Genomic DNA, 11826 nt, shown 5'->3' with positions numbered 1-11826 from the left:
TTCTGTAAATCCCTTATTGTTATATTTAAAATATATAACCTAATTAAAATTTACACAATTATCTGTAAAGACCCATTATATATGTATCTGCCTTCAGACTTGCCACGTTCATAATCGCTAAGAAAATCATCCATAGACTTTGTGCGAATATCATATAGAGCATCTATAGATTCTATATTTCTCCATACATATTTGTCTTTATTTATTCTAAGTTGCTCGATTACTTCTTTTGAGGTTTCAATAATTCGTTGTTTTATATCTTTTCTGGAGAACTTATAAATTGGGTCTATAGAGGTAATATTTCCACCTATATTAGTTGCTTCATAATTAAAGCTTGAAGGCCCATCACCACAACCTAAAATTTTTGACTTTAAGTCATTTTCTGAGAGCAAAAACATTTGTCTGTATTCTTCAAGACTTCGTCCCCATGGTACAATATTTTTTAATTCCATCTAAAAAAATCCTTTATAAGTTAACTTTATAGTTTAGTTTTATCTCATCACCAGTGATTCCTCGAAATCCCCAATTATAGGTCTCACTTTCGATAATACAAATTTCAATGTCATTAAGAGCAATCTTTAATTCTCTATTTATATTTTGGAGTAGTGATTTTATTAGGTTTTTCTTTATACTTATTTCTCTTCCTTTCATCATCATAATTTCAATAATTATATATTGCTGACTTTTATCATTAGGAAAAATCATATTCTCTTGATCAAAAGAAATAAAACGGTGAAATTTCTTATCTTTAGGAAAAGATAGTACATCAATTATTGTTGTATGAATTATCTCAGATAGTTGCGCTCTAATTTCTTTTAAGTTATCTTCTAAACCAAATATTTTTACTTGTGACATTTTATGATTTTGTATTATCTGTTTTAGATATGATAGTTATTTTTCCAAATATTTAGAATATTCTTATACATTTATTTTTTATTACATATAATAAAACTTATTATTTCTTTTTTTATAAGAGTATAGTTATGGGTTCAGTCTCAACTGATAATAAAGTTTTAGGTCTAAAAGATGTAACAATAATGGCAGTTACTGCTAACTTTGGTATTCGTTGGATACCTGTTGCAGCATGTTTAGGAGCTTCGGCAATATTTTTCTGGATACTTGGTGCGATAATGTTTTTCTTACCACTTGTTGTGATTGCAGTTCAACTATCTAAGAAGCATCCTGATGAGGGCGGTATTTACTCATGGACTGTTAGAGCTTTGGGTGAAAAAGCTGGTTTTATGGTAGCTTGGCTGTATTGGGTTAATACTGTATTTTACTATCCAGCGGTACTTATTTTCTTAGCAACAAATTTTGCATACTTTATTGGTAGACCTGATTTAGTTAGTAATCATTATTATATTACGATTGTGGTTTTAACAGCTTTTTGGCTAGTAACAATTGTTAGTTTTTATGGACTAAAGGCAAATAAATATTTAGTTGATGTTGGTGGTGTCTTAGGTTCATTTTTGCCTGCCATTGCGATTATTGTTTTGGGTTTTATTGCATATTTAATGGTAGGGCAAAGTGCAACAGATTTTTCTTTAGGAAATATAATACCTCACGATAATGTTTGGCATAACCTTTCAACTCTAACAATTATTATGTTTGCAATGGCAGGTATCGAGATTATCCCGACTTTTGCAAATTCAGTAAAAGATGCTAAACGTAATTTATATTATGGTCTGATGATTTCAGCTTTTATTTTATTAGGACTATATATATTAGGAACAGTAGCTTTAAATTTGGTTGCCTCACCAGATGCTATAAATAGTGCTTCTGGACTTATGCAAGCATTTGAAGTGATTGGGCAAAGATTTGGTTGGGACTGGTTTCCAAGGCTTATGGCATTTTTACTCACATTTGCTGAGCTTGCTGCGGTAAGTATTTGGCTTTTAGCTCCTGTAGTTATGTTTTTTAAATGTACACCCAAAGGAATACTTCCTGAATGGCTACACAAAACTAATAAGCATGATTCACCTAGGAATGCTTTAATATTTATGGGAATACTTGTGACATTGATAGTATTGTTCACTAATTTCTTACCATCAGTAAACCTAATGTATCAGGCTTTGATACTTATGGCGACAGTACTTTATTTTATACCTTATTTATATTTGGTAGTTGCTTACATAAAGCTTATGGATAAGACTTATAAATATATACTAGGCACTTTAGTTTTTATATCGACTTCCTTAGGCATTATCTTTAGTTTTCAGCCACCTGGAGATTTAAAAGGGTTTTATGATATTGCAATATATGAGTTTGAGCTAATTTTAGGTCCTGTAGTATTTATTGTTATAGGGTGGTTATTGTTTAAGTTTAGAAAAGTAAAATAATTAAAGTTTATTTTTATCAATTAATATTTAGTAAGAACTTTATCAAGAGTTTTTGTTGAAAGTATTCTTTTAAATATTGCCATAATCCAAGTAGCTTTTGTTATATAGTATCTTGGCTTAGGTTTATTAGAGTTAATTATTTTCTCAACTACTTTAGCAACTGATAATGCTGGTTCATTAAAAGGTATAGGTTTATTTTGTCGCACAAGTATTCTGTCATAGTCATTCTTATGGGAAGAATTTTCGTAATTGACATTTTTTATAGTCTTGATAGAGTTCTCTCTAAACTTACTAGTTACAGGTCCTGTATTTAAGCTAGTTATAAATATATTTGAACCTTGAAGCTCTAAACGCATTGTATCAGTTAATCCTTCAATAGCATACTTACTAGCATTATAAAAACCACGATATTTCATTGAAACAAGTCCTAATACAGAACTATGTTGGATTATTTTACCATAACCTTGTTTGCGCATTATTTTCATAGCTTTTATTGTTAGATAATGAAGTCCAAAAACATTGGTTTCAAATTGTTCTTTTAGAAATTTTGTTTCTATATCTTCTACAGCTCCTGCTTGACCATATCCTGCATTATTAAATACTATATCAAGGGTTCCACCAGTTTTAGCTAAAATATCATCTAGGGTATTATCTATACTTTGATAATTAGTTACATCAATTAAATATGTTTCAAACCCTTCAGAGTTTAGAGCATCAACATCTTTTTGTTTTCTTGCTGATGCAAAAACTCGATGGCCTAGTTCCTTAAGATGAACTGCTGTAGCATAGCCTATGCCTCCATGAGAGCAACCTGTTATTAATATTGATTGTTTTTTCATATTTAAGTTATTTATTTTATAACTACTTGCTAGTTTAGTTTAAAATAGTAATTATGTAAAACTTACATTTAGTATTTAATAGTTTAAGTATGAACTATTCCAGGGCGCGTAAGCTGGTAAAATTAAAAAAATCTCTTGGTCAAACTAAGGGCCTTAGATTTGTAGAAGAAAAATTACTTAAAAAGCCTTTATGGCGCTTAAGTTATGGTTCTGTTGCTAGAGCTTTAATGATAGGTTTATTTTGGATGATGATTCCTATGCCTTTTCAAATGGTTCCAACAGCTATTATGTGTATTTATTTAAGGGCAAATATACCGGCAGCTATAGCTTGTGTATGGATTAGTAATCCTGTTACATGGCTGCCGATATATTTTGCTAATTATATTTTTGGTAGTTTCTTATTGGGTTTAAATATTAATATTGTAAATTGGCGATCTTATGCAAACTATGTGATGCAAAATGTAGATCAGTTTTGGCGACCATTATACTTAGGTAGTATTGTCGGAGGATTGATATTAGGGATAGTGGCTTTTGTATTGGTATATTTAGTTAAGTTCTTGAGGAGAGGTTAATCTTTTTTTTTTATAAATTTACCAAATAGTCTTTGTAATAGTCCTTTTTGTTTATTATTAGACTCTTCGATAGGTGTGAAGTTTCGCTCTTTCTTTAAAACCTTTACTTCTACTTCTACCTCTTGTTCTTCTTCAGGCTGATCGGCTTGGTCATTTTGATTTTGTATATGGTGATCTTTGATATGAACGTATTCTTTATCTTTGACCTCCAAATTCTCACTTTGATATGATAACTCAAGATCAGCTGTTTTAGGGACATCTGATGATTTTGTTGAGAATTTATTTGGCTGAATTATATAAGCACCATTTTCATTTTTCTTGATAAATCCTTGTTCTGCTAATCCTCTACGATATTTGTAAATCGTACTTTTAGATACACCAAAACTATCTGCTAATTTAGCAGGGCTTGTATTATTTTCTATAGCTTTTAATATAGCCTTCTTAATATCTAGTTCTTTTGAAGCTGGGATTCTCATATTATGTAGCAACTCATCTGTATCTAAGGGTTTATTATAACGTAGCTTTTCATCTTATACAACTTGTCCAGCGGCCCAGCCAGAAGCCCAAGCCCATTGAAAATTGTAACCTCCAAGCCATCCTGTAACATCAACAACCTCACCAATAAAATATAGACCTTTGATTTTGTTAGATTCTAGTGTTTTTGATGATAACTCATCACAGCTAACACCACCTAGTGTTACCTCTGCAGTGCGATAGCCTTCAGTTGTTTGAGGATATATAGTCCATTCATGTAATTTTGTATGAAGGGCATTTACATCATCAATAGATAAATCACAGGCTCTTTTATTTAGTATGCCATCATCAAAGAAAACAGCAATAAAGTTTTTAGGAAATAGCTCTGATAATATGTTTTTTATAATTGATTTTGATCCTTGGGCTTTTTTTTGACTCAAGAACTTATTGATTTGTGTGTTTGGTGACAGATCAATTTTGATAGATTCCCCAGTATTCCAATATGATGATATTTGTAATATAGCTGGACCACTTAAACCCTTATGTGTAAAAAGGATATTTTCATCAAAATGTGTTTTATCGTTAGAGACTCTACAAAAAATAGATATTCCTTTTAGTTGAGTAAATTTCTGCTGATCTTTTTGATTAAATATAAATGGAACTAATCCGGCTCTCTGAGAATTGACCTTTAAACCAAATTGCTTTGCTACTTTATAACCAAAACCTGTAGCTCCCATTGTTGGGATTGATAATCCACCAGTAGCAATAACAAGCGATTGGCATATATAGTTACTATCTTGAGTAGTAATGTAAAATAGATCATCTTTTTTATTTATACCTGTTATTGTGGTGTGAAGTCTTATTTGAGCTTTATATTTTTCACATTCGTCTAATAGTATGTTAACTATATCTTTGGCTTTATTATCACAAAAGAGCTGTCCTAATGTTTTCTCATGGTATGGTACATTGTAATCACTTACTAAGGATATAAAGTCCCATTGGGTATAGCGAGATAAGGCTGATTTCATAAAATGCTGGTTATCAGCAATATACCTGTCAGGAGCGATATTATAGTTAGTAAAGTTACAACGTCCACCACCAGACATAAGTATCTTCTTACCAACCTTATTAGCGTGATCTAGCACAAGCACTGAACGGTTTCTTTTTGCAGTTTCAATAGCACACATAAGACCAGCAGCACCTGCGCCGATTATTATTGTATTATAGTTTAGTATAGCTTTCATATATTTGGTATCAGTATATAAATAGGAGAAGTGTTTAAGATTATTGAAACATTTTGAATACGCTTCAATTTAAAGTCAAGGATTATAATTATTTAAGATTATTAGCCACTATCTTCTACTGGTATACGTATACTGGTGTACAATCTGGAGGAATATTTGAGTGTCTTGCTATTCCAGCGGAGTCATTTACAAAGCATTTCCATTTAAGATTGGTGCCACTTGAAAGAGAATATGGGTGTAGATGTATAATTGCACCAGATAACGCACTGCTTATTATAGTTATTCTACCTAAAGTTGCTGATGTGTTTTCATCTGGCTCTGTAGTAGCTAAAGCTCCTGTAGTATATATAGAAAAGTTACCTGATCCACTAGGTAATGAGTTTCCATTACTAATATTTTCAGCGACATCTGCTTTAATGCCTCCAAATTGAGATATTTCAGCAGCAATGTTTGCTCGAGTTGTATAGTTACTATACATTGGGATAGCGACTGCAGCTAGTATTGTAATATTGCTATCACAAGCATTAATTCTATTAATGAGAAGCCCCCTTTTAGCTTTTTGTTTTTCATGAGATTTTACCTCTTATAGTTTAATTTAAAGATTCGGGGTTTATTCCTAATCTATCTAAATACTATCATGTTTTTGAATTTCTTATAAATTTCATATTGAAATAAGAAGTCAAAATTTAAGTTAATAAGAGTATATAAGTTTAATAAATAATTACTAATTTATAGTAGAGATGGGTTGAAAAACTTATAATTTAAGAGGTTTGTTAGATTAATATTTTAAATAAGAAAGTTGTAATGGTATATTAATATCTACCTTGTTGAATCATTGCTTCAGCAACTTTTTCGAAACCAGCTAAGTTAGCACCAGCAACTAAGTTATAGCCAAGATTATATTTGCTACTAGCAAACTTACAAGCATGGAAAATATTTGCCATGATTTGTTGTAGTTTAGTTTCAACTTCTTCAGATGTCCAAGATAGACGAGCTGAGTTTTGCGACATTTCTAAACCAGAAACTGCAACACCACCTGCGTTAGCAGCTTTACCTGGAGCTAGGTTTATATCTTTTTTCATTAAGAACTCAATAGCTTCGTTAGTAGTTGGCATGTTTGAAGCTTCAACAACATATTTAACACCACCTTCGATAAGCTTTTTAGCTTCTTCAACATCTATTTCATTTTGAGTTGCTGCAGGGATAGCGATATCTGCTTTTACACCCCAAGGCTTCTCACCTGGATGCCAGCTAGCATTAAATTCTTTAGCATAGTCTTGCATAGTTTTTTCACCATTACGGATTTTTAGCAAGAACTCAATTTTTTCTTCAGATGTGATACCTTCAGGATCATGTACAAAACCTTTTGAACCAGAAATAGTAACAACTTTACCACCTAGTTGAGCGACTTTCTTACATACACCCCAAGCAACGTTACCATAACCAGAAGTTACTATAGTTTTGCCTTCCATAGTTTCGCCATCGTGTTTAAGCATTTCATCTAAGAAGAAAACAGCACCGTAACCTGTAGCTTCTGGGCGAATTAAGCTTCCACCAGATTCTAGAGATTTTCCAGTTAGTACACCATTTTCAAAAGAGTTTCGTACTCTTCTATATTGACCATACATATAGCCAATTTCTCTGCCGCCAACACCAATATCTCCGGCAGGAACATCTCTATCTGGACCGATATGACGTTGAAGCTCCATCATAAAGCTTTGGCAAAAGTTCATGATTTCTTGCTCAGTTTTGCCTTTAGGGTCAAAGTCAGCACCACCTTTACCACCACCCATAGGAAGTGTAGTTAAGCTGTTTTTGAAAACTTGCTCAAAACCTAAGAATTTGATAATCCCAGAATATACGCTAGGGTGAAATCTAATACCACCTTTAAAAGGACCAATAGCTCCGTTGAACTGGTATCTAAAGCCTCTATTTACTTGAACATTACCATTTCTATCAGTCCATGGTACTCTAAAAGAGATACCTCTTTCAGGTTCAACCATACGAGCTAAGATATTTTCTTCAATATACTTAGGGTTTTGTTCTAATGCTGGCTTAAGAGTAGAGAATACTTCTTTCACGGCTTGAATAAATTCTTTTTCGTGGCCATCTCTTTTTTCTACTTCAGCAATTACGCTATCAATGTATTTTTGAGCATTCATTTATGCATCTCCTTTGTGATTTGAAGTTTATATAAATACTTTTAATGTAAAACAAAAATCTTGATTTATAGTCAAGAAATTTAACATATAAGCATTCTATTTTATATAGGATAATTATTAACTTTAGTTAGTTTATAATTAAGTAAGTCTAATTAGTACGATTTTATAATATTTTTATCTCAATAAAAATCAAATAATTAAATTTTATGTGTAAAAAAATTGCAAATTATTCATTATTATTTAGTCTTTATTATCAGATGTGTTTTTAGCTAGATAAAAGGTAAGTGAAAATATAATTATATCTTTGGATTTTTAAATTATATGAGTAATGAATTTAAGGGCTCTAACTTTAACATTGTGGCCTATTTCCTAATAACACGTTAAAGGTAGTATTTAAATATTAACAAGGTCTAAATGGGATGTATCAAGAATCGCTAGAAATGATAAAAAAAGCTCAGCAACTTGTCGTTGTGGTAACAAAAGATTGGCAAAGTATACAGGCTAAGTTATTTATTTTTAATAAAGATAGTAAAGGTGAATGCTCGCCAGTTAACTTGGATATTCCAGTTGTAGTTGGTAAAAAGGGTTTAGCATGGGCTGATAAGTCATTTCAAAAAATAGTAGATGCTCCACTAAAGGTAGAGTCTGATAATAAGGCTCCAGCAGGGGTTATGAGAATTGGTAAATATTTCGGATTTAATATTAAAAGCTTTAATAATGAGAAAAACTATATAAATGTACGAACAGGAATAGAGTGTATCGATGATAGTAATTCGAAATACTATAATCAAATCATAAATGTTAATGAAGTAGAGAAAGACTGGCAATCTTCTGAGAAGATGTCTGAAATACCTTTATATAAATATGGTGTTGAAATTCAATATAATAAAAATCCCATTAAGGCAAGCAAAGGCTCTTGTATTTTTATGCATGAATGGAGATCTCAAAGCATAGGTACAGAAGGGTGTACGGCTATGTCAGAAAAAAATATTAAAAATCTTGTAGAGTTATTAGATTATAAAAAATATCCAGTATTAGTCCAGTTGCCTCAGAAGATTTATCATAAACTGCAAGAGTTATGGAACTTACCAAATTTGCCTCAAGGAAATTAAAATGAAAGATTACATTATTTATGATAATAAGAGATTACTAGGCTATATACAAAAGAACTCCCTAAAAACACCTTGCTATATTTATGATACTGAGTTGTTGGAGGATACTTTTAGTAGCGCAAAACAAGCATTAAATAAAAGCTTTAATGATGCAGAAATTCATTATGCAATAAAGGCAAACCATAATTCTGAAATTATTAATTTTGTAAAAAAGCATGATATGGGTATAGATTGTGTAAGTGGTGGCGAGATAAAAAGAGCATTAGAGTGCCAAGTTGATCCTAGTCGTATAGTATTTGCCGGAGTAGGTAAGACAGATTGGGAGATTGAGTTGGCTATTGATTCGAATGTTTTTATTTTTAACTGTGAGTCATTAGAAGAGATACAAGTTATTAATAAGATTGCTAAAAATAAATCAAAGCAAGTAAATATCTGCTTGAGGGTAAATCCAAACATTGATGCTCAAACACATCGCTATATTAGTACAGGAGAGTTTGATGATAAGTTTGGTATTGCTTTTGTAGACATCATAGGGTGGCTTGAGAAAGATTTTACAAAACTTAATAATATTAACTTAGTTGGGTTACATTATCATGTTGGTTCACAAATTTTAAATTATCAAGTTTTTGAGTCTTTAGCAGTTATGACAAATAAACATGTAAAAGAATTGCAGCAGAAAGGGGTTGATATAAAGCATGTTAACTTTGGTGGAGGCTTAGGGATTGATTATGATAATCCTAAAGAAAATGCTATTGTAGACTTTGAAAGTTTTTTTAAAAAAATTGCTAATTTCTTTGAATATTGTGATGATGTGAAGTTACATTTTGAGTTAGGTAGATCATTAGTGGGTCAGGCAGGAGTACTTTTATCACAAGTGCTATTTATTAAGACAACTCAAGGAACAAACTTTCTTATAATTGATGCTGGAATGACTGAGTTAATTAGGCCAGCTCTTTATCAAGCGCAACATAAAATAGCGGCACTAGCAAATGATACAACTAATAAAGAGCATTACCATGTTGTTGGACCTATTTGTGAGTCAAGTGATGTCTTTGCTAGGCATTATTTGCTACCTAAATTAAAAAGAAGAGATCTAATAGCTATATATTCAGCAGGTGCTTATGGTAAAGTATTGGCCAGTGAGTATAATTTAAGACCAAAAGTTAAAGAGTATTTTATATAAGGTTTAATATCAATTATGAGTTTATCTAATAAGAAAATTTCGATTTTATCATTAACGATGCTAAATATCTCGGCGATAATTAGTTTAAGTTCTATCGCATATATGGCGACAATTGGCTTACAAAGTATCTTCTTTTATCTAATTGCTGCAATTACATTTTTACTACCAACATCGTTAATATGTGCGGAACTTAGCAGTATGATTACACAGAACAATGGTGGGATGTTCAGCTGGGTTAAAGCAGGCTTAGGTGAAAAGGCTGGTGTGCTTGCAATGTGGCTTGAGTGGTTTAATAATGTTGTAAGTTTTCCTAGTTCTGTAACTGCATTAATTGCAACATTCTCTTATATTGGTTTTCGAGGTTTTGCAGAGAATACTCATACAAGTATCTCATTCTGGTTAGTAATGGTTGTTGTTTTTATCGCGATAAGCCTATTTAACTGCTTACCGCTAAGAAAAGTTGTGATACTAAATATTGTCGGTGCTGTATTTGGTATGATAATCCCTGGGATACTATTGATCTTGGGGGCTATATATTTTGTAGTATCAGGGCATAGTAATTTAGAATATCATGGTGTGAGAGATGTTCTGCCAGCTTTTTCTTTAGGGACTTATGCTCTTTTAGTTAAGACTTTAGCTTCATATTCAGGTATTCAGTCAGTAGCCTTCCATATGACAAATATTGAGAAGCCAGAGAGAAATATTCCCAAATCAATATTATTAGCCACATTGATAATTGTTTCTTTAACTATTTTAGCGACTGTTGGATTGGATATCATTATACCTGTAAAAGATGTAAATGTTTTAAATGGCTTAATACAAGGTATCTCTCAGGTCCTAAACATAATTGGGTTAGGGGATGTTAAACCTTTGATAGTAGTAATGATAAGTATCGGGATGTTAGCAGCTCTTAGTACATGGGTTTTAGGTCCTGCTAGAGGTATGCAAACAGCAGCAGAGCAGCAGCTTTTTCCAAAAGTAATGGCGGGTAAGAATAGGTTTAATATGCCAGTCAATATGCTTGGAATCCAAGTTTGTATAGTTATCGTGCTATCAACTGCATTCTTAATAATGCCATCAGTATATGCAGCTTTTGCATTATTAGTTGCGATTACATCACAATTTACTGTAGTGGCGTGGATTATGGTATTTGTCGCGGCTATTCGACTTAGATTTACTCAGCCGGACACTCATAGAGTATTTTATGTTGGTAAAAGAAATACTAATTGGTTATTGGTAACTATATCTGTAGTAGCAATATTTATGTGTGCACTAGGCTTTATACTTGGGTTTTTCCCACCAGGATTCTCTCATGTTACAGATATACTTCGCTATACTTCAATTTTAGTTGTTGTGGATATAATAATTATCGCAATTCCTCTTATATGGATTTGGTTGCATAGAAAGAAAATTTTGTAAATTAGGATGATTTTAGATCTATGACATTAAAAGTTAATTTAATGATTAATAGTGGTTCTGTTGCAACTATTAGAAATGACCTAAAGATAAAGGTTTAACTTTTCATTAGATACAGTTAGGGCTATAGACATCAAATAATTCATTTATAAAAGTGGCTTCAGACTTATTTCTAAATTTAGTCCAGATATTAAATTGCCCTTTCTTAAACATTCTCATCCATTCATAACCTAATATAGTAGCATTAGCAGTCTTCATGGATTTAAAACCAAGCATCGGTTTTATCAATCTTTTGAGCTTACCGTGATCTTGCTCAATTATATTATTCAAATATTTAACTTTACGGTGTTCTATATATTTGTAATTATTATTTTCTTGCCTAAGCTGAGCTATAGCATCATTATAAGTAGGATTTTTATCAGTATTTATTTTGCTAGGAGAATCATACTTATAGTAATTCTTCAATGTCTTAGATAGAAAGCGTT

The 11826-nt window shown here is 31.7% G+C and carries 14 protein-coding genes; 5 read left to right on the top strand and 9 right to left on the bottom strand.

Annotated features, from left to right (window positions below; genetic code table 11):
- Window positions 1–50: 50 nt before the first annotated feature.
- Entirely contained in the window at window positions 51–452 is a 402-nt protein-coding gene (locus AB8E56_RS10040) for a hypothetical protein (RefSeq protein WP_329480665.1), read from the bottom strand.
- A gap of 13 nt (window positions 453–465) precedes the next feature.
- A complete protein-coding gene (locus AB8E56_RS10035) occupies window positions 466–855 on the bottom strand; it encodes a tautomerase family protein (RefSeq protein WP_329480663.1) in 390 nt (129 codons plus the stop codon).
- A 128-nt stretch (window positions 856–983) separates the two neighbouring features.
- Here AB8E56_RS10035 and AB8E56_RS10030 point away from each other — a divergent pair, with 128 nt between their 5' ends.
- On the top strand, window positions 984–2339 hold the full coding sequence (locus tag AB8E56_RS10030) for an APC family permease (protein WP_329480661.1): 1356 nt from the start codon (window positions 984–986) through the stop codon (window positions 2337–2339).
- Between the two features lie 20 nt (window positions 2340–2359).
- On the opposite strand, the gene AB8E56_RS10025 is transcribed toward AB8E56_RS10030, so the two are convergent.
- Window positions 2360–3178, bottom strand: coding sequence for an SDR family NAD(P)-dependent oxidoreductase (locus AB8E56_RS10025; RefSeq protein ID WP_329480659.1), 819 nt, complete (start codon window positions 3176–3178; stop codon window positions 2360–2362).
- A gap of 89 nt (window positions 3179–3267) precedes the next feature.
- Between AB8E56_RS10025 and AB8E56_RS10020 the strand changes: the two genes are divergently transcribed.
- Complete coding sequence (locus AB8E56_RS10020) at window positions 3268–3750, top strand: DUF2062 domain-containing protein (protein WP_329480657.1); 483 nt, start codon at window positions 3268–3270, stop codon at window positions 3748–3750.
- Here the strand turns inward: AB8E56_RS10020 and AB8E56_RS10015 are convergent.
- The 5 genes from AB8E56_RS10015 to gdhA form a co-directional block, all read right to left on the bottom strand.
- Entirely contained in the window at window positions 3747–4226 is a 480-nt protein-coding gene (locus AB8E56_RS10015; protein WP_329480655.1) for a replication/maintenance protein RepL, read from the bottom strand. The genes AB8E56_RS10020 and AB8E56_RS10015 overlap by 4 nt on opposite strands.
- 54 nt (window positions 4227–4280) lie before the next feature.
- A complete protein-coding gene (locus AB8E56_RS10010) occupies window positions 4281–5468 on the bottom strand; it encodes an NAD(P)/FAD-dependent oxidoreductase (protein ID WP_329480653.1) in 1188 nt (395 codons plus the stop codon).
- Window positions 5469–5583: 115 nt separating this feature from the next.
- Complete coding sequence (locus tag AB8E56_RS10005) at window positions 5584–5946, bottom strand: pilin (protein ID WP_329480650.1); 363 nt, start codon at window positions 5944–5946, stop codon at window positions 5584–5586.
- 17 nt (window positions 5947–5963) lie between these two features.
- The gene (locus tag AB8E56_RS10000; protein WP_329480667.1) at window positions 5964–6038 is read right to left on the bottom strand and encodes a type II secretion system protein; all 75 of its coding nucleotides are present in this window, start codon (window positions 6036–6038) and stop codon (window positions 5964–5966) included.
- 242 nt (window positions 6039–6280) lie between these two features.
- Window positions 6281–7630: an NADP-specific glutamate dehydrogenase gene (gdhA, locus tag AB8E56_RS09995; RefSeq protein ID WP_329480648.1), complete on the bottom strand. Its 1350-nt coding sequence runs from the start codon at window positions 7628–7630 to the stop codon at window positions 6281–6283.
- A gap of 419 nt (window positions 7631–8049) precedes the next feature.
- On the opposite strand from gdhA, the gene AB8E56_RS09990 reads away from it, so the two are divergent.
- From AB8E56_RS09990 to AB8E56_RS09980, 3 genes are read left to right on the top strand one after another with little or no spacing between them, the layout of a single operon-like run.
- The gene (locus tag AB8E56_RS09990) at window positions 8050–8742 is read left to right on the top strand and encodes a L,D-transpeptidase family protein (protein WP_329480646.1); all 693 of its coding nucleotides are present in this window, start codon (window positions 8050–8052) and stop codon (window positions 8740–8742) included.
- 1 nt (window position 8743) lies between these two features.
- Window positions 8744–9925: a diaminopimelate decarboxylase gene (gene lysA, locus AB8E56_RS09985; RefSeq protein WP_329480644.1), complete on the top strand. Its 1182-nt coding sequence runs from the start codon at window positions 8744–8746 to the stop codon at window positions 9923–9925.
- A 15-nt stretch (window positions 9926–9940) separates the two neighbouring features.
- On the top strand, window positions 9941–11344 hold the full coding sequence (locus AB8E56_RS09980) for an APC family permease (protein ID WP_329480642.1): 1404 nt from the start codon (window positions 9941–9943) through the stop codon (window positions 11342–11344).
- A gap of 105 nt (window positions 11345–11449) precedes the next feature.
- On the opposite strand, the gene AB8E56_RS09975 is transcribed toward AB8E56_RS09980, so the two are convergent.
- The coding region (locus tag AB8E56_RS09975) for a DDE-type integrase/transposase/recombinase (protein ID WP_329480640.1) at window positions 11450–11826 on the bottom strand (377 nt) is incomplete at its 5' end.

The sequence above is a fragment of the Francisella sp. 19X1-34 genome (genome assembly GCF_041102755.1).
Classification (GTDB): Bacteria; Pseudomonadota; Gammaproteobacteria; order Francisellales; family Francisellaceae; genus Francisella.
Note: the sequence above shows the minus strand (reverse complement) of the source record. Positions and strands in the feature narration are given on the sequence as shown.